Genomic DNA, 21,681 nt, shown 5'->3' on the forward strand with positions numbered 1-21,681 from the left:
ATACCGACCCCGGCCCCGCTCGGCATCCGCGGGGTTGTCGGTGTTGACCCCCCTGGCTTTCCCGTCCCGACCTGCGTGCGCCGTCAGAGGCCGCCGCGAACGGCACGCACCCGATCGACGCCCGCACCGCTCTTGAGGAAGACATTGGTGTAGCCGTAGCTGAAGTGCACGAACCACGCGAACGTCGCGTCGTTGGTGTAGGTCGTCGAGGTCCAGTACCCGGCACCCGCCGTGCACGTGCAGGCGAGCACCGTACACCCCGACGGCACACAGCCGTCGTGGAACACCGGGTAGCCCTGCGGTCCGCTCTGCCCGAAGTCGACGATGCTCTGCAGCTCGCGGATATTCGGGACGCGCCAGTCGTTGTACCCCGCGAACCCGGTCCCTCCTTCGGCGTTGAGGTCATCGAGCCAATCCCAAATCGTTTCCTGCGACCCGTTCCCCGACCAGACATAGGCGTTGTCCCAGTCGTGCAGCCCGCCGGCATCGTCTTTCTTCTCCCACATGAGGCCCGTGGTCACGTCCGTGATCGTACCGTCGCCGTTGTCGACGAAGCGGAGCGGCGCACCGGAACGTACATCGCCATCGTCCGCGACCGGAACGCCCCCCGGTATGCCCTCGTTCTTGTCGGCCCCGTACGACACAATCTGCCCGCTGGCCGGGAAGTTGCCGCGACCGCAGGCAACCTCGGGCTTGTCGTCGTCGGTCGGTCCCTCGATCGCCGCATTAACCTCATCCAGCTCCGCAATGGCGTCAGTCGGCGACGGCGACAGAGCCACCATTGCCGGCCGCACGGCGTCGAGCCATTCGAGGGCCCGCGGATACTGGGTCGACACTTGCACGTTGGTGGCGCACTCATGGGCAGCGATAAGGCAGTCGGTCCAGTCCTGCAGGCTGGCGACGGTGCCATTACCCGTGAAGCGCTTGCACCAAGCGTTCAAATTCTCTGCGTTAAGCGGCTCGGCCACGCTCGCCCCGGTTCCCAACACGTCCTGAAGCGTGTGTTCGAGGCCTGTCCCGCACGCCGCCGCGATCTTGGCCCCGGCTTTCGCCGCCAGCGTCTTGGTCGGATTGGCGTCGTTGCGCAACTTCCGCAAGGCGCTCACGCACGTGCTCGCCGCCGCCGCCCCGGTGCCATTCGCCACCACAACCTCCCTGGCGATCTTCTGCAGGCACACCTGGAGAGCCTTGGTGCGCCCCGCGGCAAATTTCGCCGCCTCTCCGCGCACGACCTTCTGGCACTTCTCGAGACTGCTCTCCGGCGTAGCGCCGGCAACCCCGGCCCCAGCCATCGCTGCTGCAAGCACCAACACCTGACCAAGCGGACGACCGCAAAAGCCCTTCATTCTCGCTCCTCCCTGCTCTCGCTCGCGCGACCGGTGCCTCTGCCCCGGGGCCCCGCTTGCGCTCGGCACATTCTTGTCCAACGAACCCTGCGGCACATCGCTTCCTTAGTCAAGGCAAACATGGAGCCCCGCGACCGCACCGGGCGACCGATCCGGCCGCGTACGCCTGTTCCTGGATGGCGTTCCGGAGGTCGATCTTCGCGGCGATGCGGCCGCCGTCGAAGATCGTTTGCACGAGGTTGGCGGCGACCCCGGCGGCAAACGCGCTGCCGCTGGTGAGCGCCCCGGACGGCCGCGGGCGGATTGCCGGGGGCTTGCCGGGCAAAGCCCCTTTTCGGGTGGCGCCCCGCACCCCGGAACGGCACAGATCGGTGGCGCCGCCGCGATCGGTCGAAGGCGCCGACTGCATCGGCGAGCCGCTGCGCGTGGCCGCCAGAGTGGGCAGTCGACGCGGCCTATCCGCCCGGGGGCGGACATGCTAGGCATCCGGCGATGAATCTGGCCTCCATCGAGCTTCCGGGAATCGAGAAGGTACGCAGCGGCAAGGTCCGCGACATTTTCGATCTGGGCGACCATCTGCTGCTGGTCGCATCCGACCGGATATCGGCATTCGACGTGGTGATTCCCACACCGATCCCGGGCAAGGGCGCCGTGCTCAATCAGCTTTCGGCGTTTTGGTTCGAGCGGTTGGATTTCGTTCCGAATCACATGATCGCGACCCGGGTCGAAGATTTCCCGGGGGAACTGCGGCCGTTCGCGGATCGTCTGCGCGGCCGGTCGATGATCGTGAAGAAAGCTCAACCTCTCGCGGTGGAGTGCGTGGTGCGCGGTTATCTGGTGGGATCGGGCTGGAAGGAATACCGGGAGCGGGGAACCGTCTGCGGCATCCGGTTGCCCACCGGCTTGCAGCAGGCGGGTCAGTTGCCGGAGCCGCTTTTCACCCCCTCCACGAAAGCCGAGACCGGACACGACGAAAACATCACGTGGGCGGAATGCTGCCGGCTCGTGGGCGAGGAAACGGCCCGCCTGGCGCGCGATTTCAGCCTCCGCATCTACAACGAAGGCCGCGCCCACGCGGCGGATCGGGGCATTATCGTCGCCGACACCAAGTTCGAGTTCGGCCTCCTGGACGGCAACCTGATCCTCATTGACGAATGCCTCACCCCCGATTCGTCGCGGTTCTGGCCGGCCGACCGCTATGCCGCGGGGTCCAATCCGCCGAGTTTCGACAAGCAGTTCGTACGGGACTATCTCGAGACACTCGACTGGGACAAGACTCCGCCGGCGCCGGCGCTTCCCGACGAAGTCGTTGGCAAGACCTCCGAGAAATACCGGGAGGCATTCACCCGCCTGACCGGACGGCGGCTCGAGGAATAACCGGCGACGGCGCGGCGCCAATCTTCTTCCGGCTGGCGGTCGCCCCGGACATCGCCGCCTTTACCGGCGGCGCCGCGGTCGGGTCGCCCCTTTGCCTGAAGTCGCGGCGCGCGTGCGGCGTGCGTGCGCACCCATGATGCGTGCAAACGTCGCCGCCAGCGCCGGATCGTCGAGGTCGGGCAGCGGCACCGGCGGCGCCGGCGCGCCGGGCGGCGGCGTTGGCGGCGGCTCGGCCTCCGCTGGTACATCGACGTGTCCGGCCACGAAGAAGATATCGCGAATCGCCGGCACGCCGAGACGGGCGTTGAGCCGCTCGCGCAGCGTCTCCTTCATGAACTGCAACTCCTGCATCCACGCGTGCGTGGCCACCGTCACCACGAGTACGCCATTGCGCACACGGGAAGGCTGCGCCCGACGCGCCACGGTCGGACCGACCACCTGCACCCACACGTCCCACACCCGGTAGGCACGCAGTTCCTGCTCCGGATCGAGACGCTGCAGCACGGCTTGCAGGACATCGCCCACGGTGGCGGGCGGGAGCGTTCGGCGCGACATGAGCGGGAGTGTACCCGCAAGCGGCGCGGCAGCGAAGAGGTGTGGAGACCGGAGGCGAACTTTCTGCAATCGACGCTTGACGACCTCAACATCTTGGGGTACTCGTTCGCTCACTACACAACATGAAGGGGTTTTGCGCATGAGGGAACCGGCGCGGCGGCGCAAGGAGGATGGGCAGGCGGGGCGCGTGCGGGCAGCGGCCGAGGCGGTGCGTGGGGTGACGGTGCCCCGGTCTTTCAGCGCCCCCGGGGTCGATCCGTTCGACGCCGTCGAGTGGGATCGGCGCAGCGCGGTGATCACCGGCGAACGCGGCGAAGTGGTCTTCGAGCAGCACGACGTGGAGATCCCGCGGCCCTGGTCGCAACTGGCGACCAGCGTGGTCGTGTCGAAGTACTTCCGCGGCCCCCTCAACAGTCGGGAACGCGAGACCAGCGTTCGCCAACTCATCGGTCGGGTGGTCGGAACGCTGCGCGGTTGGGGCGAGCGGCAGGGGTACTTCGCGACGCCCGCCGATGCGGAGCACTTCGCGGCCGATCTGACTCATCTGCTGGTCGAGCAGAAGGCGGCCTTTAACAGCCCGGTGTGGTTCAACGTCGGCATCGAGCCGCAGCCGCAGTGCTCGGCGTGCTTCATTCTGGCGGTCGACGACACGATGGAGTCGATCCTCGGCTGGTATCGCAACGAAGGGATAATCTTCAAAGGTGGGTCGGGCTCGGGGGTCAACCTGTCGCGCATTCGCTCGGCGAAGGAAAAACTGGCCGGCGGCGGCACGGCTTCGGGGCCGGTGTCGTTCATGCGCGCCGCCGACGCCTCGGCCGGGGTCATCAAATCCGGCGGCAAGACCAGGCGCGCGGCCAAGATGGTGATTCTGAACGCCGATCACCCGGATATCCTCGACTTCATTCGCTGCAAGGAAGAGGAAGAGAAGAAGGCCTGGGCGCTCATCGACGCCGGTTACGACGGCTCGCTCGACGGCCCGGCGTACGCCTCGGTCTTCTTCCAGAACGCCAACAACTCGGTGCGCGTGACCGACGAGTTCATGCGCGCCGTCGACACCGACGGCGTCTGGCACACTCGCTACGTCCTCGACGACAGCGTCGCCGGCACCTACCGGGCGCGAGAAATGCTGCGCATGATCGCCGAGGCGACCCACGTGTGCGGCGATCCGGGCATGCAGTTCGACACCACGATCAACGGCTGGCACACGTGCCCGAACGCCGGCCGCATCAACGCGTCCAATCCGTGCTCGGAGTACATGCACCTCGACAACTCGGCGTGCAATCTGGCGTCGTTGAATCTGCTCAAGTTCGTCGACGACGCCGGCGACTTCGATACCGCGGCGTTCAAACGCGCCTGCGAGATCATGATTCTGGCGCAGGACATCGTCGTCGATAACTCGAGCTACCCGACGGCGGAAATCACCGCCAATGCACGCGCCTATCGGGAGTTGGGTCTCGGTTACGCCAACCTCGGCGCCTTGCTGATGTCGCTCGGTCTTCCCTACGACTCGGAGGCCGGGCGGCAGTACGCCGCCGCCGTCACGGCCCTCATGTGCGGGGCGGCGTACGCGCAGTCGGCCCGCATCGCCGCCGCCAAGGGTCCGTTCGCCGGCTTCGCCGCCGACCGTGCGGGCACGCTCGGCGTCATCGAACGGCACCGCGCCTGCGCGCACAAACTCGATCCGACCTACGTGCCGCTCGAACTGCTGACGGCGGCGCGCGCCGCGTGGGACGATGCCGTCAGTCTCGGCGCGGCCCACGGGGTGCGCAACTCGCAAGTTACGGTGCTGGCGCCGACCGGCACGATCGCGTTCATGATGGACTGCGACACCACCGGGGTGGAGCCGGACATCGCCCTGGTAAAATACAAGAAGCTGGTCGGCGGCGGGCTGCTGAAGATCGTCAACGGCACCGTGCCGCGCGCACTGCGACGGCTGGGCTACGAATCGAAGCAGATCCAGGCGATCGTCGAATACATCGACGAGCACGACACCATCGAGGGCGCCCCGGAACTGCGCGATGAAGACCTCGCGGTGTTCGACTGCGCCTTCAAGCCCGCCAACGGAATGCGCGCCATACACTACCTCGGGCACCTGCGCATGATGGGCGCCGTCCAGCCCTTCATCTCCGGCGCGATCTCGAAGACCATCAACATGCCGAACGCCGCCACCGTTGAAGACATCATGGACGCGTACATGGAGGCGTGGCGACTGGGCGTCAAAGCGGTGGCGATCTACCGCGACGGCTGCAAACGCACGCAACCGCTCAACACCGGCAGCAAGCCGGAGAAGAAGGCTGCGGCCCCGCTAACGGAGGCCCAGCCCGTGCGGCGCCGCCTGCCGCAGGATTGCACCTCACTGCGGCACAAATTCGATATTGCCGGACACGAGGGCTACATCCACGTCGGTCTGTTCGAAGACGGCACTCCCGGCGAGGTCTTCATCAAGATCGCCAAGGAAGGCAGCACGATCGCCGGTTTGATGGACACGATCGGCATCCTCGTGTCGATGGCCCTGCAGTACGGCGTGCCGCTCGAGGTTCTCGTCAACAAGTTCAGCCACGTCCGTTTCGAACCCTCGGGATTCACGAAGAATCCGGCGATTCCGATCGCCAAGTCGCTGATCGACTACATCTTCCGCTTCCTCGGGGCGCGTTTCATGAGCCCCGAGAAGCACTCCGATATCGGTATTGCCAGCATCGAAGCCCCGAGCGAAACCCGCGGCGCGGGGCACGACTCGACCCAACCGGGTCGCGCAACCGGGGTCACCGCGCTGGGTTTCAGCCCGCAGGCGGATGCGCCAAGTTGCTCGGACTGCGGCGCGATCATGGTTCGCAACGGCAGTTGCTACAAATGCCTCAACTGCGGCGCCACGAGCGGGTGCTCGTGAGCCGCGACCGGGGCAGACGGTAGAGGAGGACGGTTTCGGGAAGCGGCGGGGTTGCGGCATGCTGCGGATGACCTTCCCGGAGGTCCGTGGTGGCGGCCGAGGTTGACTCGGGCGGGGCGTCTCAGTCGAGGCGCCCCGCGTGGATTGCGGCACCGGAATCGACCAGAAGGCGCTGGAACAGCGTCGTCTTCAGGTGGTTCAGCAGGGCTTCAGGCTCCCCCGATTCCGGGGTACTCAGGAAGCGTTGAATCAGAATGCCGCCGAGAGTGGCCATGATGAACGCGGCCTCGCGCGTCGGACTGGCATCGGCGCGGAACACACCCTGACGTTGACCGCGATCGAGGATTTCCGCGATCGATCCTTCGAACGCCCGGTACAGGGCGATCACCCGGGAGAGTCCCTCGTCTTCGGCCTGTTCCTCGCCGCGCAGCGTCAAGGTGAGGAAGAACCGTACCGAATAGACGTTCTCCTGCGTGAAGGCGAAAAAACGGTCGATCAGTAACCCGAGCTGTTCTCGCGCCTCGAGCCCCTCGAGCGAGTCGACGTTGATGAAATACGGCTCGAGCGTCCTTCTCAGGGCGCTCCGATAGAGCGCCTCCTTGGAATCGAAGTGCCAGAAGATCAGTGCCTTGCTGACCTTCGCCTCCCGCGCCACCTGCGACAGAGTTGTATTCTCGTACCCCTGCCGCGCAAATAGCTGGGAGGCTGCGGAAAGAATTTTCTCCCGCGCTTCGTGCGCGTCTATCTGGGCTTTGTCGGCCATCTCGCCGCGTCCCCGGCACCGTAGGGGGAAACCCCGCGGCAAGTCAATCTCGCGGGCGGGTTGCATCGCCGCGCTCCGTCGGGCAAGGTGCGCCCGATGCGCCCCCGCCGCTCGAAGATAAGCTGGGGTCTGCGGGCCGGTGCGGCGATCGTAAGCGGCTTCGCCGTCGGCACTCTCTTGCAGCGTCCATCCGGCGAAGCGCCCGCGGCGCCCGCGGCGACGACGGTCCCGATCCTCGCCGAAGCCGAGACGCCGCAAACCGGCGCCGTGTCCACGGCCGCGGCGGCGCAGCCGTGGACCCTCCACAGCAATGGCTGGCGCATCCGCGTCACCGATGTGGCGCCGGCCGCTGCCGAGTCGCTCGCGTCCCCGGACCTCCCGGCGCCGGCCCCCGAGGTGTACGGGCCGCCGGTGCCCACCCGCCGGCCGCTGATCTCGGTGTACGATGACCTGCTGGCACGGCACGCCGCCGAGGAAGGCTTCGATTGGCGTCTTATTGCCGCGATCGTCGGCGAGGAGTCGGGTTTCGAACCGACCAGTCGAAGTTCCATGGGCGCATACGGCCTGATGCAGATCATGCCCATCGCCGCGGAAGAGGTGGGCATGGAGAACTTCACCGAGCCCGAGGACAACATCCGCACCGGCGTACTCTACCTGCGCTACCTCGGCGAACTCTTTAACGAGGCGCGCGACGCCGACCGGCTCAAGCTCGTGCTTGCCGCGTACAATATGGGCCCCGGCCACCTGCAAGACGCGCGACTCCTCGCCGTCGAGCTGGGTAACGATCCCAATGTCTGGGACAACGAGATGGAAGCCGTCATCCCGCTCCTCGAAGATCCCGAATACTACGAGTACCTGCCCAACGGATACGCTCGCGGCCGCGGCGTCGTTCGTTACGTCTATCGCGTGCTGGAAAGGTACGACCGCTATCGCGTGCTGACGGCCGAAGCGGAAGCCCGCCAGCGTACCGCGGCGCGGCCGTCTAACCGACGTCGCCGCCACGGCTGACGGCGGCAGATCCCTCAAGACACGATCAACGGAAAATAATCGAGGCTGGCCAGTACCACGTCCGCGGCGCCGAAGTCCTGGTGCCGCGTCCACCGGCCCGGCACCGCCACACATACCATCCCAGCCGCCGTCGCCGCCGCCACGCCGGGCGCCGAATCCTCTATGGCCAGGCAGGCCGACGCGGCAACCCCCAGGCGGCGCGCCGCCTCCAGGTATACGTCCGGCGCCGGTTTGCTCCGGGTCACCCCCGGGTCCTCCCCGGACACCAGTACACCGAACAGATCGTCGACCCCGAGCGCCCTCAGCAAGGCTTCGATGATCTCCCGGGTCGACGACGACGCGATCGCCAGCCGCACTCCCGTCGCTGCGAGCCTTGCCGCCAGCGTCACCGCCGGGCCGATCGGCTCCACACCGGCATCGATCTCGGCGCGACGGGCGGCGGTGTGCTTCTCCACCAGCGCTTCCACCGGCGCCGCCAGCGCATACTGCCGCCGCCAGGCTTCCCAGGTCGCACGTTCCCCGAGGCCGATGAATCGCACGTACTCGGGTTCGGTAATGGCATGGCCGTAGCCACCGAGGACGCGGTTGGCGGCCCGGAAATGCAACGGCTCGGAATCGACGAGCACCCCGTCGAGATCGAAAATCACCGCGGAGATGTCCCGCAGACGCGGGATGGGATGGGAGGTCTTCCGCATCGCCGTGCAGCTTCGCAGCACTTCCCCGCGGCAACAAGGGCCGCCGTGACCCGGTAGCCCCGCCCGGATCGAAAACCTCGGTGACTTAGAACTCACACCTGTGGTAAGGCCGAATCGTGACCCAACCGGGTGTGCAAAACCGCGCCGTACGGTGGCGCCTCGCGATTGCCGTGGCCGCCCTCCTCGGGGCTGCGCCGCGGGCGGGGTTGTACTTTCACCACCATGCCCACGGCGAGCACACCCACGTTCACCCCGCAGGCAGCGAGCACAACCACGGCGCAGGCTCCCGGCGCTCTCCCCTCTTCCCGGCCACAGACAACGACCGGAGAGAGGTCCTCGCCTTCCTCGTCTCCGAGCACTGGCGAGGACACCGTCATCCGCATACCCTTCACGACCACGACCACCACGACCACGGCGGCGATCCGGGCCATGACCAGGGAGCCGACCACACCCACGGCCATCGGCACGAGCAGAGCGACGACCACGACCACGGCCACGGCCGAGATCGCGCGCCGATCCGGAATCTCGCCTCCGATCATGATCGCCACCTTCCCGGTCTCCGGACAAACGCCTCCCCCGCGGCACCGCACTGGCACACCGCGAATCCGTTGCACCGGCTCCACGTCCCGGTGCGCATCGCGCTCCCACCGGCCGGCTCGCCACAGCCGCTGCCGTTTGTCGCTACCGGCCGCCGCCTCGACGGTCGAGTCGTGGCACCGCATGCACGCGGCCCTCCGACCCTGACGGGCACCATCCCCGCCGCCATCTGAAGCAGACGTTCCTCCGTCCCGCGGCATCATCGCAGACCGAACCGGCCGGGACTCGGAACACCGACGCACCGCAACGCGCCGCGATCCGGTTCGTGGACTACCGGTGCGGGCGTCGGGTTCCGTGCCCCATCGGCAGGCCCGGCCTCGGGCTTACCGTGAGCACCCCGGTCCGGGGACGGCGCATTCGGCGGGCGGCTCCGTGTGTCCGTTCCGTATTCATCCTGGAGGGCGGCGCGGATGTCCGCGCACCGTCGCGTGCCGTGCGCGATCCGCGTCCCGATGGAGGAGTGTGCCGTGCAAGTCAGATGGACCTGGTTGTACGCCGCCGTTGTGTCGGCGGTATTATCGCCGGTCGCTTCGGCGGCCGAGGAGGCAGCAATCGGAGAGCAACCCTCCGGCGAGTCGTCAAAGACCGCGCCGGACACGCGGCGGCCCACGACGCGACTTGAGGAGGTCGTCGTCGAGGCTGACAAACCGCTGTCGTCGGCATCTGCCGACGTTATTCGCCAGAAGGACTACGAGGTTCGCCCGCACGATACGTTGCAGGAGATCCTGAACAACACCCCCGGTCTGATCGTGGCGCAGCACCAGGGCGGCGGCAAGGCGCCGCAGTACCTCATTCGCGGCTTCGATGCCGACCATGGAACCGATTTCGCCGTGTTCGTAGACATGCTGCCGGTGAACCTCGTTACCGGGGCCCACGGGCAAGGTTACGCCGACGTGAATTTCGTCATCCCGGAAACCATCGAGCGCCTGCAACTATTCAAAGGTCCTTACTTCGCTCAGTTCGGGGATTTCGCCAATGCCGGCGCAATGAACCTGGTCACCAAAGACGAATTTGCCGAGAACTTCGCCTACGCCTCGGGTGGATTCTGGAGCACGCAACGTTACGTCCTCGGCGCCTCGCCGCGGTTGTCATGGATGAAGACGCTGCTTGCCGCGCAGGTCTATTACACGAACGGCCCTTTCGACGACCCGCAGAACTACCTGCGTTACAACTTCTTCGCCAAGGCGACCGTCGAGCCGATCCCCCACGGGAAATTGACCATCTCCGGCGCGGCGATGCAGGGCAACTGGAATGCCTCGGGGCAAATACCCCTGAGCGCCGTGGAGGCGGGGTTCATCGACACAAACCCGGCAGCGCTGGTGCCCGACCCGGGGCACCGGCCGTTCGACCGCTTCGACGCCATCGATCCGACCGAAGGCGGGCGCACGGACCGGGAGAACATCAACATCCAGTTCAGTTACACGCCCACGGCCGAAGACTCGGTAGCCGCCCAGTTGTATTTCAGCCACAATCACCTGGCTCTGTATTCGAACTTCACCTTGTACAAGGACACCGGCTTGCGGTTCTATCAGTCGGGCAACCGCATCGTCGACAACGGCGGTCTGCCGAACCCGGACCCGACTCTCGATTACCTGCCGGGCGACGGTATCGAACAGGACGAGTCACGCGTGCTCTTCGGCGGGCGGGCGTCGTATACCACGAACTGGTTCGTTCGTGACGTCGGCATGCAGACGGAGGTCGGCATCGAGAACCGCAACGATCTGATCGGCGACCTCGCCCTGTACCGGCAGGTGCGGCGGAACCGGTTCTTCGCCGTGAATCGCCTCGGCGTTGCCGAGTCGTCGGTGAGCGGCTACGCCGCGCAGCAGACGTTCCCTTACGATTGGTTGCGGTTCGATGCCGGCTTGCGCGGAGACGTGTTCTTTTTCGACGGCACCAACGAGTTGCCCGACCAGGGACCCGATCCGAACTTCACATCCGTGACCGTCCGGGGCAACACCACCGACGGCATCGTCAGCCCCAAAGCGAACGCCATCTTGACCGTGGCGCCGAACACCGAAGTGTATTTGAACTTCGGCCTCGGGTTTCACTCCAACGATGCGCGGCTGGCTCTGCTCGGCAAGCAGAACCCGGCGTTAGCGGGTGGGCTCGAATCGCCGCTGACGCGATCGACGGGCTACGAACTCGGGGTGCGGACAAGGCAGTTCGACAGCCTCGATGTCGCGGCGGCGCTGTGGCGGATCGACCTCGACGACGAGCTCAGTTTTTCGGGCGACGCGGGCAACCAGGAGATCGGCGCCGGCGGCCTCTACCAGCCTTCGGGCCCGACGCGCCGGTGGGGTGTGGACCTCGAGTTGCGCTACGAACCCGTTTCGTGGCTGTTCGTGGACTACGACCTGACCTGGAACAAAGCGCAGTTCTCCGACACCGGCGACCCCATTCCTCTGGCCCCGACCCTGTTGATGAACGGCGGGGTGACCGCACGTTGGGGGCCGAACTTCTCCGCGGCAGTGCGGGTGCGCTATCTGGCATCGCGACCGGCAAACGAGGAAGACACGCTAACGGCCTCGGGGTACACCCTGGTCGATTTGCTCGCCCGCTACCGCTGGCGCAATGTCGAGGCGCAGTTGGACCTGCTCAATGTGAGCGACGCCAACTGGCGGGAGGCGCAATTCGCGGACACGGCGTGTCTGCTGGGTCACGTCGGGACCGGGAACTGCCTGGCGACTCCGGGGCAGCAGGGAACTCACGAGGACCCGCCACAGGCAATTTACTTCACCCCCGGGAATCCGTTCTGGGTCAGGGGCGGTATTGCGATGTACTTCTGATCGAGCCGATCGATGTCGGTTTCTTTTCTCTCGCCGCGCTTCGATGTGCCGGTGACGCTGCCCGTGATGCGCCGCTACTGGCGTTGGGCCGCCGCTTCCGTCGCCGTTCACGTGGCTCTGCTCGGCTTCTGTGGCAGCTTTGCGGTGGTGCGGGTTGGCGAGCCGCGACCGCTCCGCATCACGATCTTCGAACCGCCGGCCCCGCCGCCGCCTCCGCCGGGCGGCGTTTCAGTCTTGCCCGCCGTTCCCGCTCCGGTCGCGCAACCCGTTCCCGAGCCGGTGCGACCGCCGGTGGAGAAGCCCCGGCCGCAGAAGATCGCCACTGCGCCCGGGCGAGCGGCGAAACTGCTGCCACGGCCTCGCCTCAAGCCCGACGCGGCGCCGCCGCCGGAACCGTTCCCCTCGCCCGCTGCGGTCGCGGCGCCCTTGGGAGCCGGGGCTCCCGCCGGAGAGGCTGCGGGCACCCCGGGTGGGGTAGTCGGCGGTATCGGTACGCGCGTCCTTCGCGCCGACGAGGTGGCTTCTCCGCCTGTCGTCATATCGTCTTCCATGCCGGTCTATCCGCCGTTGGCCCGCGCCCGCGGCATCGAGGGTTTGGTGGTACTGGAAACCGTCGTCGACCGCCGCGGGCGGGTCGAAGCGGATTCGGTCAGGGTGGTGGAGTCCGTACCTCTGCTCGACGATGCGGCAATCGCCGCGCTGCGCCAATGGCGCTTTCGCCCGGGCCGGGACGCGGAGGGCGAAGCCGTGCGTGTCCTGGTGCACCTGCCGGTGCGCTTCCGTCTACGCTGACGCCGGCGGTTGCCGGAGCGAGCCCCGGAGTCGGCCGCCGCGCTCGCGAATCCGCGCGGCGTCCGTGCGCGAGCCGAAGAAGCGCGAGTTCACGAACCGGGCGCCGGCCGGGGCTTAACGGGCGGCGGCGGGGCCGGAAGATACTGGGCCGGCGGCGGCGTGCGCGGAGGGGCGGCGGCGATAGACCAGATCGCCGGGTTTGACGAGGCCGAGTCGTTCGCGGGCCAGCTTCTCGATCAGCGCGTCGTCCGATTCGAGTCGTCGGATGTGCTCGCGCATCTGCTCGTTGGACTGTTGCAACTGGAAGGCGCGCTGCTCGAGCGAGGTCAGCGCTCGCTGCAATTCGCGGAGGCGAACCAGACCGTTGTCGCCGAACACCGCCGCGGTAGCGAGCAGCAAGATGCCGGCACCGACGAGCGCAAAGGTACCTTTGTATTTTCGCGGCAAGGGGGGTAGAAGGGCCATCGCGTTTTTTGCCAAAGACGTGCGCATCGTAAATTAGGAAAGGGCGGTGCGCAAATGCGAGGAGATCGTCGTGAAGATCACCAGGGTACATGCGAGAGAGATACTCGACTCCCGGGGCAATCCCACGGTCGAGGTCGAGGTCATTCTCGGCAACGGCGGTCGCGGTCGCGCCGCCGTGCCGTCAGGGGCATCGACCGGGATGCACGAGGCGCTCGAACTGCGTGACGGGAAGAAGCGCTACCTTGGCAAGGGCGTGCAGAAAGCGGTCGACAACGTCAACCGGGTCGTCGCCCCGCGGCTGAGAGGTCGCGATGCCCGAAAGCAGGCGGAAATCGATCGCCTGATGATCGATCTCGATGGCACGCCGAACAAACGCAAGCTCGGCGCCAACGCGATTCTCGGCGTCTCCCTCGCCGTCGCCCACGCCGCCGCAGCGGGATCGAAGATGCCCTTGTTCCAGTACATCGGCAGCCTTTACGGCGAGAAGCCCGTAACGCTGCCGGTGCCGATGATGAACATCCTCAACGGCGGCGCCCACGCCGACAACTCGGTCGATCTGCAGGAGTTCATGGTGGTTCCGGTCGGGGCGCGATCCTTTGCAGATGGACTGCGGATGGGGGCCGAGACCTTCCATACGCTGGCCAGGGTCCTGCGCGAGCGGCAGTACTCGACGGCGGTGGGCGACGAGGGCGGTTTCGCGCCGCGCCTCGCATCAAACCAGGAGGCGGTGGAGGTCATCCTCGAAGCGATCGAACGCGCCGGATATAAGCCCGGCCGGCAGATCGCCCTGGCCCTGGATGCGGCGGCCAGCGAGTTCTTCACCGATGGCGAGTACGTGTTCAAAAAGTCCGACGGCAGCCGCCACTCGGATGCCTCCATGGTCGAGATGTACGCGAACTGGGTCGGCCGGTACCCGATCGTGTCCATCGAGGACGGTCTCGGCGAAGACGATTGGGACGGCTGGTCGTTGCTCACGAAAACGCTCGGCAAGAAGACCCAACTCGTCGGCGACGACCTGTTCGTCACCAATCCCGAGCGGCTCCGCCGCGGTATCGCCACCGGCGTTGCCAACTCCATCCTGATCAAGCTCAACCAGATAGGCTCTCTCACCGAAACTCTGGACACCGTCGCGGCGGCGAAGCGGGCCGGCTACACCACCGTGATCTCGCACCGCTCCGGAGAAACCGAAGACGCGACCATCGCCGACCTCGCCGTGGCGGTGAACGCGGGACAAATCAAGACCGGCAGCGCCAGCCGCGGCGAGCGCACGGCCAAGTACAACCAACTGCTTCGTATCGAGGAGATGCTCGGCAAGAAGGCCGTCTATCCCGGCAAGGCGGCCTTCCGCCGGGCACGCTAGCGCGGCGCATCCACGCGGCCCGCAACGGGAGGTGACGTGGGAACTGCACTACTGGTCTCGATCGTTGCCGCCGCAGCAGCGGCGGTCTGGATATACAACAGCCTCGTCGGGCTGCGAAACCGCGTCCAAAATAGCTGGAAGCAGATCGACGTCCAGCTCAAGCGCCGCCACGATCTCATTCCCAACCTCGTCGAGGCGGTCAAAGGTGCGATGGAATTCGAACGCGACACCCTGACACGGGTCATGGAGGCGCGGGCGCGCGCCGTATCGGCCACCGGCGCACGGGCGAGCGGGGCCGCCGAAACCGAACTCTCGCAGGCGATCGGGCGCCTGTTTGCGGTGATGGAGAATTACCCGCAGCTCAAGTCCAACGAGAACGTACTGCGGTTGCAGGAGGAACTGACGACCACGGAGAACCAGATCGCCTTCGCCCGCCAGTACTACAACGACGTGGTAGAGCAGTTTAATACGCGCCAGCAGGTTTTCCCCGCCAACGTGGTCGCCAATTACTTCGGCTTCACCCCGGCCGAGTACTTCACCGGCGAGCCTCGGGAAGCCGCGGTCCCGGCCGTCGATCTGCGACTGCCGCGCTGACGTGTCGCCCCCGGCGATCGACTTCGTGGCGCGCCAGCGGCTCAACCGCCGCCGCAGCGCCCTGCTGATCGCCGCCTTTACGGTCGTTTTCCTCGCCCTCGGCGTTGGCCTCGACGGAATGTGGGGTGGCTTCATCGCCGTCGGATCCATACCCGTGCCGGTCGTCACCTTGCTCGCCGCCGGGGTCGCCGGAGCCAGCAGCCTTACCGCGTATTACGGCGGGGCGCGGCTGGTGCTCGGCTCGCTGTGCGCGGAGCCGCTCACTCTGACCGCGCCCGAACATCGTCAACTGCACAATATCGTCAGCGAGATGGCCCTCGCTTCGGGACTCCCTATGCCGAGGGTTTTCGTTCTGCCGGACCAGGCGCCGAATGCGCTGGCCACCGGCCGCGACCCGGAACACGCGGTCGTCGCGGTCACGCAGGGCTTGTTGCACCTTCTCGATCGGGAAGAAACTCAGGGGGTAATCGCCCACGAGATGGCCCATATCGGCAACCGGGACACGCTCACGATGACGCTGGTGGGCGTACTGCTCGGGGGCTCGCTGATGCTCGCAGACTGGGGGCGCCGCAGTCTCTTCTTCGGGCGCGATAGGCGGGGCAGCCCGATCCAGATCTTTGTCGTGCTCGCGCTTCTGACCGTAACCCCCCTGCTCTCCCGGTTGCTTGCGATGGCCGTGTCCCGGCAGCGGGAGTACCTCGCGGATGCCACCGCCGTACGCCTCACGCGCAATCCCCTCGGGCTCGCCAGAGCACTCGAAAAAATCGGCGCGTCAACCTGGCCGGTGCGGGCCGCAACCCGGGGCACGGCCCATCTCTTCATCAGCACCCCCTGGCCGCGTCGCGTCAACGACCGCCAGGGTCGTCTGGCAAACCTGCTGAGCACTCATCCCCCGCTCGCACAGCGCATTGCGATCTTGCGAACGATGGCACGGGCGGCATCATCGTCCACGGGCGCGCCTCCGGAATAATGGCGCTCGCCTGCCCCCAATGCCCGGGAACGCTGCGGGAGGTGACCGCCGACGCCGTCACCGGTTACCGGCTGGTGCTCGATCAGTGCCGCGCCTGCGGCGGATTATGGGTCGACCGGTGGGAGCTGTTTCCCCTCAGCGCCGAGGCGGTCGCGGCGCTCGACCCGCCCGACGAGGCCGCGTTGCACGCTGCCTCCCCGGCCGCCCCGGTACCGCTGCGCTGTCCGCGATGTCGGGCGCCCATGCGGCATTTCCGTGACTCGACCCTGCCGCCCGACGCCCGCATCGAACGCTGCCCCAATTGCGAGGGCATGTGGTTGAACCGCGGCGAACTACGCCGCCTGCGCGGGCGGGCCCGTCCCCGACGCGGTGGCCGGGCCGCGGACGCCGCCGCCGTCGATCGGCTGACGCAAGCGGCCAGCGATCCCCGGGCCTGGCCGACCGTACCCGACCTTGCCGGCGCCGTGCACGGCACGGGACCGGCTGACGAAGAACCCGACCCGGCGCTGGGACCGCTGATTGCCGGGGTCATAATCCGGGCCCTGATCCGCCTGCTCCTGCGCGTGTGACGCTGTGGACAACCATCAGTGACCACTGTGGAAACCCGTTATAACGTCGCCCTAGTTCCGTCGTGGCGCCAGCTCAACGCCATTTTAGAGGCCGGATTTTCTCCCACCCTGCTTGCGAAAGCCCAATAAAAAAATTTTTCCAAAATGGCATTCTTCTGTTGACACGAGCGGAGCGTCATTTTATTTACTGCGCCACGATGGGTGGTGGTGGTGAGGAAGTGGTTGTCTTGAGTGGAGGGAGCACAGTGTTCGTGCAGTTCATGCTTCTCCAGAAGTTCGAAGGAGGTTGCTATGCCAGCTAAGAAGGCTCCGGCTAAAGCTAAGAAAAAGGCTCCGGCTAAGAAGAAAGCGGCGCCCAAAAAGAAGAAGAAGTAGTTCCGGTTCTTTATCAGCGAGGCCAATAAGGCCAGAAGTTTACCTCCCGTCCCTCAAGGCAGAGCCGCAAGGCTCAGTGAAGAGGCCTTCCCCTCCCGGAAGGCCTCTTCATTTTATGCCGGGATCGCGGCCGACCCCGATCCCGATTGGTTCAAGCCGAACTACGGTTCGGCGTTCGGCAGCGTGAAGTAGACGGTCGCGCCTTGCTCGACGGCGCCTTCCGCCCAGATGCGACCGCCGTGGCGATGGATTATCCGCGCCACCGTCGCCAGGCCGATCCCGGTGCCCTCGAACTCGCTGCCGTGCAAGCGCTGGAACGCAACGAAGAGCTTGTCGGCATAGTGCATGTCGAAGCCCGCGCCGTCGTCGCGCACGAAATACACGGCCCCACCGTCCTCCCAGCGCACCCCGAATTCGATCCGGGCCGTCGGATGCTTGCTACTGTACTTCCAGGCATTGCCAAGCAGGTTCTCCAGGGCAACCCGTAACAGCCGCGCATCGCCGCGCACTTCGACGTCATCCGCAATCGCGAACGTAACCCGCCGCTCGGGATCGGAACGCTGCAACTCTCCGGCGATCCAGTGCGCCAGCCGTCCCAACTCCACGCGGGTGAGATCCAGATGGCGGTGCGACACTCGCGCCAGGGTCAGCAGGTCGTCGATCAACTGCCCCATCCGCGCCGCGGCGCCGCGTATGCGCTGCACGTAAGCCCGCGCCTGATCGTCCAGCCTGTCGGCGTGCTCCAGCGCCAACGCCTCGGAAAAGCCGTCGACCACACGCAATGGCGCACGCAGGTCGTGCGAGACCGACGACGTGAACGCTTCCAGCTCCTTGTTGGCGGCTTCGAGTTGTGCGGTCCGTTCTCTCACCCGGCGTTCGAGCTCGGCATTCAACCGACGCAGGCCGGCTTCGGCCAGGGTACGGTCGGTGACGTCGACGCCGGAGCCGACGATGTAGGCGACCCGCCCGGCTTCGTCCACCAGCGGGCCGAGAAACAGATCGACGACCATGACCCTGCCGCTGCGCAGGCGGGTCTCGACGTCGCCCCGCCAGCTCACACCGCCGGCGGCCTGCCCGATCCCCGCGCGCACGCGCGCAACTACCGCGGCCGAGTGACCGATCTCCGGAAGCCCGTCGAGAACCCGACCGCGCAAGTCCTCGTGTCCACCCCCGGCCACAGCCAACCAGGGCTGATTGCCTTCGAGGATACGACCGTCCAGATCCAACAGGGCGACGAAGATCGAAGGCCCGAGTCCGTCCAGCACACTGCGCAAACGCTGCTCGCTCGCCCGCAAAGCACTCGCCCACTGCGCCCGCTCGGTGGTGTCCTCGATGATCGCCAACGTTCCATGCACGTCCCCGGCGCGGCCGAGCAACGGCACGATCTGCATGCGAACGACCGACTCCCTTCCCCAGTACGAGCGGTACGGCGCTTCCACCTGCGTCGACACCTTCTCGACGATCGTGCGTTCGAAGACGGCGCTGATGCCGGCCTCGCGCAGGTTGGGCAGACTCAGGACGTTGAACTGCCTGGTCGCCTCCTCGCTCGGCGAGCCGAGGATCCGCAGTGCGGCCGGGTTAGCGCCGGTCACCTGACCACTGGCATCCGTCCTGACGATACCGATCGGCGCCTGCTCCACCAGTAGCGCCAGCAACTGCTGTCGCCCTTCGGCTTCCCTGCGGTCGGTAATGTCCATCAACACCGCTTGCAGCCCGGCCACCTCGCCGTCGCGCACGATCGGGCGACTGGATGTCCGTACCCAGATTGCATTGCCGGACTTCGCAAGCACCCGATACTCGCTCGGCTCCAGGTGACCGGCGATGGTCCGCTGGTAGCTCGCCATCAGCGCGGGCAGATCTTCGGGATGGACGAACTCCGTAAACGACCGGCCGACGATCTCGTCCTGGCAGTATCCGCCGATGCTCTCCACGTTGGGGCTGACGTAAGTGACGTGCCCTGCCGTATCTACCGTGAAGATCACCTCGCTGAGGTTCTCGACCAGCTCGCGGTACCGGATCTCCGATTGTCGCAAAGCCTCCTCGGCCCGCCGGCGCTCGCGGCGCGCCTTGGCTTCGCGCAGCTCGCGCGCCACCGCCGGTGCCAGGCGCGCAAGGCCGTCCTTCATTACGAAATCGCGCGCGCCGGCGCGCATCGCCGCGATAGCCGCCTCCTGGCTGATTTCGCCGGATACGATGATGACGGGCAGGTCGGAACCGTGTCCACGCATCCGTTCCAGCGCTGCCGTGCCGCTGAATTGCGGCATGACGTAGTCGCACAGAACGATGTCCCACTCGCGCTCCGCAAGGGCGGCAGCCAGTGCAGGCGCAGTATCCACGCGTTCCGAAACCGGGGCGTACCCCGCGCGACACAACTCGCGCAGTACGAGCCGCGCGTCATCCTCACAGTCCTCGATCAACAAGACACGCAGCGGCGTACCCATGGAGACTCCCCGGCAGCAACGTCGCCCGGCGGTGCCCCACGTCACCCGGCCCGGACCCGATCACGATAGCACGGTTCGGCACCGAACACCGCGCGCGGCGCTCCGCCGGGCCGGGCCACGGCACACACCCCGGGAAAGCGGGCGCCCCCCGCCCGCGGGCTGTTGAATTCAAGCGCCTGCCACGGAGCGGGCGGGACACCCGCGTTCCCGGGGAGGCGCATCGAGGCTCCGTCGGCGACTTCGCCTTGGCCCGACGGGGCGAGGCGATCCGAGTTGACTTCACCCAAGGCCGTGGATAGAAGCGGCGCGTTTCCGGGCGGAACCGGCTGCGCTCGGCCGGACATTCGACGAGAGGAGACCGGCATGGACGAGTGGCTGTGGGCGAAGCGTGAGGAAGACGACGACGATTGGGATGAGGAAGAGGACGACGCCGACGACGATTTCGACGAAGACGACGACGACCTCGACGACGACGAGGATTGGGACGACGACGACGAGGAGGAGAACTGACCGTTTGGATCGTCGATGCGCGCGGTCGTGCAGCGCGTTGGCAGCGCACACGTTACCATAGGCGGCCGGGTCACCGCCGAAATAGGCGGAGGCCTGGCCGTCCTCCTCGGCGTCGCGGCGGACGACACGACCGACGACGCCGACTGGCTGCTCGGTAAAGTCCTGGACCTCCGGATCTTCGAGAACGAAATCGGGAAGTTCGACCGATCGCTGCGTGACTGCCGCGGCGATCTTCTCGTCGTGTCGCAGTTCACCCTTCTCGCCGACACCCGCAAGGGGCGACGGCCGTCGTTCAGCGATGCCGCCGCACCCGAGACTGCCATCCCGCTTTACGGGCGTTTCGTCGCCGCCGCCCGCGCCGCCGGCGTCCGCGTCGCGACCGGAGAGTTCGGCGCGCGGATGCAGGTCGCCCTCGTCAACGACGGGCCGGTAACGATCGTTCTCGATAGCCGGCGGCCCTGATGCCAATGCCGTTCGCCTGCGCAAGGTCTTGCTCCGTTGTCCTGTCGTTGGGTTGCGGGCGTCGGCCCGCGGCCTGAGGGACCGGGATTCCCCGGGGGTGGGTCGCTTGTTCTTGTTGCGACGGGTATTGTGTAAGGCTCTTGGAATACCGGCTGGAGGGATAATGCCGGGGGCGGGCTTCTACTCGATTCACACGGCAAAGCTCAGGTTTGGGGCCGACGGTATCTGGTATGCCGACGACGAGCCCGTCACGCACCCGCGCCTGGCGCGCCTCTTCAGCCGCTACGTCAGGCGCAAACCGGACGGCGGCAGCTACGAGGTCTGGATCGACGAACGCTACCATGCCGACGTCGAGGTCTCCGACACTCCGTTTGTCGTTACCGCGGTGGAGACCGACCCGGAGGGCCGGATCTGGATAGATCTCAACGACGGCACCACCGAACTGCTCGATGCGGCATCCGTGGCGGTAGGTCGCGACAACGTATTGTACTGCATGGTGAAGAACGGCAGCGAGCGGGCCCGCTTCCTGCGTGCGGCGTACTATCACCTCGCCGGCGCGATCGAAGAGGTTGCCGCGGGCGACCTGCGCCTGCGCTGCGGCGAGACGAAGCATCCCATTGGCCGCATCTGAAGCCAACCCACCGCTGCACGTCGTCCTGGTGGAGCCGGAGATCCCTCCCAATACCGGCAGTATTGCCCGGCTCTGTGCGGCGACCGGCGTGCGGTTGCACCTCGTGCGGCCGCTGGGCTTTTCGCTCGACGATCGTCACCTCAAACGCGCCGGGTTGGATTACTGGCCGCACGTCGATGTGCACGTACACGACCGCTGGCAGGGCTTCATCGATGCCTCGGCGCCCCGACGCGTGCACTGTTTCTCCGCTCGTGCGACGCGCAGTTACGTTACCGCCGCATACGCTCCGGGCGACGTGCTCGTCTTCGGCTCCGAAACGCGCGGCCTGCCCCCCGACATCCTCACCGAGCATGCAGAAACCACGTTCGTCATTCCGATCCGCAGCCCGCACGTACGCAGCCTGAACCTGTCCAACGCCGTGTCCATCGTCGTCTACGAGGCCTTAAGCCGCTTCGACCTCGATTGGTTCGCCACTGCCTGACGGTGCAGAGCGCT

The 21,681-nt window shown here is 66.6% G+C and carries 22 protein-coding genes; 13 read left to right on the forward strand and 9 right to left on the reverse strand.

Annotated elements, in window-relative coordinates:
- Nucleotides 1–83: 83 nt before the first annotated feature.
- Complete coding sequence (locus tag L6Q96_06330) at nt 84–1,346, reverse strand: DUF1566 domain-containing protein (GenBank protein MCK6554189.1); 1,263 nt, start codon at nt 1,344–1,346, stop codon at nt 84–86.
- A gap of 109 nt (nt 1,347–1,455) precedes the next feature.
- Nucleotides 1,456–1,755: a hypothetical protein gene (locus tag L6Q96_06335; GenBank protein ID MCK6554190.1), complete on the reverse strand. Its 300-nt coding sequence runs from the start codon at nt 1,753–1,755 to the stop codon at nt 1,456–1,458.
- A gap of 83 nt (nt 1,756–1,838) precedes the next feature.
- Between L6Q96_06335 and L6Q96_06340 the strand changes: the two genes are divergently transcribed.
- Complete coding sequence (locus L6Q96_06340) at nt 1,839–2,723, forward strand: phosphoribosylaminoimidazolesuccinocarboxamide synthase (GenBank protein MCK6554191.1); 885 nt, start codon at nt 1,839–1,841, stop codon at nt 2,721–2,723.
- 60 nt (nt 2,724–2,783) lie between these two features.
- Here the strand turns inward: L6Q96_06340 and L6Q96_06345 are convergent, their stop codons facing one another.
- Complete coding sequence (locus tag L6Q96_06345) at nt 2,784–3,278, reverse strand: DUF721 domain-containing protein (protein ID MCK6554192.1); 495 nt, start codon at nt 3,276–3,278, stop codon at nt 2,784–2,786.
- A gap of 139 nt (nt 3,279–3,417) precedes the next feature.
- Here L6Q96_06345 and L6Q96_06350 point away from each other — a divergent pair, with 139 nt between their 5' ends.
- On the forward strand, nt 3,418–6,165 hold the full coding sequence (locus tag L6Q96_06350) for a vitamin B12-dependent ribonucleotide reductase (protein MCK6554193.1): 2,748 nt from the start codon (nt 3,418–3,420) through the stop codon (nt 6,163–6,165).
- 121 nt (nt 6,166–6,286) lie between these two features.
- Here the strand turns inward: L6Q96_06350 and L6Q96_06355 are convergent, their stop codons facing one another.
- The gene (locus L6Q96_06355) at nt 6,287–6,928 is read right to left on the reverse strand and encodes a TetR/AcrR family transcriptional regulator (protein MCK6554194.1); all 642 of its coding nucleotides are present in this window, start codon (nt 6,926–6,928) and stop codon (nt 6,287–6,289) included.
- A gap of 96 nt (nt 6,929–7,024) precedes the next feature.
- Here L6Q96_06355 and L6Q96_06360 point away from each other — a divergent pair, with 96 nt between their 5' ends.
- Complete coding sequence (locus tag L6Q96_06360; GenBank protein MCK6554195.1) at nt 7,025–7,936, forward strand: transglycosylase SLT domain-containing protein; 912 nt, start codon at nt 7,025–7,027, stop codon at nt 7,934–7,936.
- Between the two features lie 14 nt (nt 7,937–7,950).
- Here the strand turns inward: L6Q96_06360 and L6Q96_06365 are convergent, their stop codons facing one another.
- Together L6Q96_06365 and L6Q96_06370 are read right to left on the reverse strand one after the other, a co-directional pair.
- A complete protein-coding gene (locus L6Q96_06365; GenBank protein ID MCK6554196.1) occupies nt 7,951–8,631 on the reverse strand; it encodes an HAD family phosphatase in 681 nt (226 codons plus the stop codon).
- 92 nt (nt 8,632–8,723) lie between these two features.
- Nucleotides 8,724–9,353 (reverse strand): hypothetical protein, encoded by a 630-nt coding sequence (locus tag L6Q96_06370; protein ID MCK6554197.1) that lies wholly within the window; start codon nt 9,351–9,353, stop codon nt 8,724–8,726.
- A 342-nt stretch (nt 9,354–9,695) separates the two neighbouring features.
- Between L6Q96_06370 and L6Q96_06375 the strand changes: the two genes are divergently transcribed.
- Both L6Q96_06375 and L6Q96_06380 read left to right on the forward strand, forming a co-directional pair.
- The gene (locus L6Q96_06375; protein MCK6554198.1) at nt 9,696–12,017 is read left to right on the forward strand and encodes a TonB-dependent receptor; all 2,322 of its coding nucleotides are present in this window, start codon (nt 9,696–9,698) and stop codon (nt 12,015–12,017) included.
- 12 nt (nt 12,018–12,029) lie between these two features.
- Nucleotides 12,030–12,809, forward strand: coding sequence for a TonB family protein (locus tag L6Q96_06380; protein ID MCK6554199.1), 780 nt, complete (start codon nt 12,030–12,032; stop codon nt 12,807–12,809).
- A gap of 114 nt (nt 12,810–12,923) precedes the next feature.
- On the opposite strand, the gene L6Q96_06385 is transcribed toward L6Q96_06380, so the two are convergent.
- On the reverse strand, nt 12,924–13,274 hold the full coding sequence (locus tag L6Q96_06385; GenBank protein MCK6554200.1) for a septum formation initiator family protein: 351 nt from the start codon (nt 13,272–13,274) through the stop codon (nt 12,924–12,926).
- Nucleotides 13,275–13,320: 46 nt separating this feature from the next.
- Between L6Q96_06385 and eno the strand changes: the two genes are divergently transcribed.
- The 4 genes from eno to L6Q96_06405 are packed head-to-tail and all read left to right on the forward strand — an operon-like array spanning nt 13,321 to nt 16,767.
- Nucleotides 13,321–14,634, forward strand: a complete 1,314-nt coding sequence (gene eno / locus L6Q96_06390; protein ID MCK6554201.1) for a phosphopyruvate hydratase — start codon at nt 13,321–13,323, stop codon at nt 14,632–14,634.
- Between the two features lie 36 nt (nt 14,635–14,670).
- Nucleotides 14,671–15,228: a LemA family protein gene (locus tag L6Q96_06395; protein ID MCK6554202.1), complete on the forward strand. Its 558-nt coding sequence runs from the start codon at nt 14,671–14,673 to the stop codon at nt 15,226–15,228.
- 1 nt (nt 15,229) lies between these two features.
- Nucleotides 15,230–16,198 carry a M48 family metallopeptidase gene (locus L6Q96_06400; protein ID MCK6554203.1) on the forward strand — a complete coding sequence of 323 codons (969 nt, stop codon included), beginning with the start codon at nt 15,230–15,232 and terminating at the stop codon, nt 16,196–16,198.
- Nucleotides 16,199–16,239: 41 nt separating this feature from the next.
- On the forward strand, nt 16,240–16,767 hold the full coding sequence (locus L6Q96_06405) for a zf-TFIIB domain-containing protein (GenBank protein MCK6554204.1): 528 nt from the start codon (nt 16,240–16,242) through the stop codon (nt 16,765–16,767).
- A 38-nt stretch (nt 16,768–16,805) separates the two neighbouring features.
- On the opposite strand, the gene L6Q96_06410 is transcribed toward L6Q96_06405, so the two are convergent.
- The gene (locus L6Q96_06410; GenBank protein ID MCK6554205.1) at nt 16,806–17,168 is read right to left on the reverse strand and encodes a hypothetical protein; all 363 of its coding nucleotides are present in this window, start codon (nt 17,166–17,168) and stop codon (nt 16,806–16,808) included.
- Between the two features lie 135 nt (nt 17,169–17,303).
- Nucleotides 17,304–19,583: a PAS domain S-box protein gene (locus tag L6Q96_06415; GenBank protein ID MCK6554206.1), complete on the reverse strand. Its 2,280-nt coding sequence runs from the start codon at nt 19,581–19,583 to the stop codon at nt 17,304–17,306.
- A 363-nt stretch (nt 19,584–19,946) separates the two neighbouring features.
- Here L6Q96_06415 and L6Q96_06420 point away from each other — a divergent pair, with 363 nt between their 5' ends.
- From L6Q96_06420 to L6Q96_06435, 4 genes are all read left to right on the forward strand, one after another.
- Nucleotides 19,947–20,093, forward strand: a complete 147-nt coding sequence (locus tag L6Q96_06420; GenBank protein MCK6554207.1) for a hypothetical protein — start codon at nt 19,947–19,949, stop codon at nt 20,091–20,093.
- A gap of 15 nt (nt 20,094–20,108) precedes the next feature.
- A complete protein-coding gene (gene dtd, locus L6Q96_06425) occupies nt 20,109–20,555 on the forward strand; it encodes a D-aminoacyl-tRNA deacylase (protein MCK6554208.1) in 447 nt (148 codons plus the stop codon).
- Nucleotides 20,556–20,718: 163 nt separating this feature from the next.
- Nucleotides 20,719–21,186: a DUF1285 domain-containing protein gene (locus L6Q96_06430; GenBank protein MCK6554209.1), complete on the forward strand. Its 468-nt coding sequence runs from the start codon at nt 20,719–20,721 to the stop codon at nt 21,184–21,186.
- The gene (locus tag L6Q96_06435; protein MCK6554210.1) at nt 21,173–21,667 is read left to right on the forward strand and encodes a tRNA (cytidine(34)-2'-O)-methyltransferase; all 495 of its coding nucleotides are present in this window, start codon (nt 21,173–21,175) and stop codon (nt 21,665–21,667) included. Before L6Q96_06430 ends, L6Q96_06435 begins: the two co-directional genes overlap by 14 nt.
- The last annotated feature ends 14 nt before the right edge of the window (nt 21,668–21,681 follow it).

The sequence above is a fragment of the Candidatus Binatia bacterium genome, assembly GCA_023150935.1.
Classification (GTDB): domain Bacteria; phylum Desulfobacterota; class Binatia; order HRBIN30; family HRBIN30; genus JAKLJW01.